We start from the raw sequence: 1085 nt of genomic DNA on the forward strand, positions 1-1085 counted from the left end.
AACCAGTGCGATTAATACCTGCACAATGCAAGGCTATCGTTGGTAATCCCACATGACACGCCGCTTCTGAAACTACTTTAAGCAGGCCATCCAGGTCTGTCACATCGGCTTCGTAATAGGCAATACCCTGACTGGAGTTATGCCTTAGATCCTCAATAAGCGATTTTGCCTGCTCATCAAACTTTAGATCGAATAAGGCCAGGTTGGCACCCGTTTTTACGTAGCGCCGTGCGATTTCCTGGCCAATGCCACTCGCTGCACCGGTGATATAAATCGTTTCTTGATTCATTAGTGTGCTGCCTCTGATTGTTGTTTTTTAGTAGTCATCGAAGCTTCCGGCGCGAAGGCATCCTCATCGATACAGAGTATCTTGGGTAGTCCCCTTCTATTGCATAAGCCGGTAGATTTGCATTACTAGAGCACACTTTACCGCCTTGGGTAAATACCATATCGCGTAAGAAGACCATGCAAGTGGGGCTAAGGAAACTAATAAAGCAGGCTAACGCTCCATACAACACAGTCTATATGAGACTAATAGCGACATTCAAAACCTGAGCGATTAAGAACACCACTAAAGAATCAGACCTCTACTAGCGCTTCTATCAAATACAGCTCTTTAATCTTCTCGGGCAACTCAATTATCTTTCTCGCTTCAAGGTCCATCCAGCCCACCACACAACGATGAACTGCCGATAGTTCACCATTGGCCTTATAGATATTTTGTAGCATCTGCACAGTTTTGGTAAAACCAGTTGGCTCACCTGGCTCCACTGTTACGCGCAACTCATCACCTATATTAACTTCGGCTTTGTACTCAGTCTCTTCCTTAAAAAGAACGGGGCCTACATTATGTTGCTTAAACCACTTCGCCGTCATACCGATCTCATTAAGAAACGCAACTCGAGTATGCGCACACAGATCAGAATAAGCAGAATGCCTCATATGCTGATTCGCATCACAGTCAGCCCATCGCACTTCAATAGTCTTTTCATATAACGCTTCAGTTTGCTTGCTCATAACGACCTCTTTACAACGAGCGATCAAAAAATTCGAGTTCAGTATGCAGGCAGAGAACACATAAATAC

General features: G+C 44.6%; 2 protein-coding genes. Both read right to left on the minus strand.

Features of this window, described 5'->3' with window-relative positions:
- Positions 1 to 289, minus strand: a 289-nt coding sequence (locus A3766_RS22045) for an SDR family NAD(P)-dependent oxidoreductase (RefSeq protein ID WP_156509046.1), incomplete at its 3' end; no start/stop codon positions are given.
- Between the two features lie 290 nt (positions 290 to 579).
- Positions 580 to 1085, minus strand: a 506-nt coding sequence (locus tag A3766_RS22050; protein ID WP_231882961.1) for a thioesterase family protein, incomplete at its 5' end; no start/stop codon positions are given.

The sequence above is a fragment of the Oleiphilus sp. HI0132 genome, from assembly GCF_001635845.1.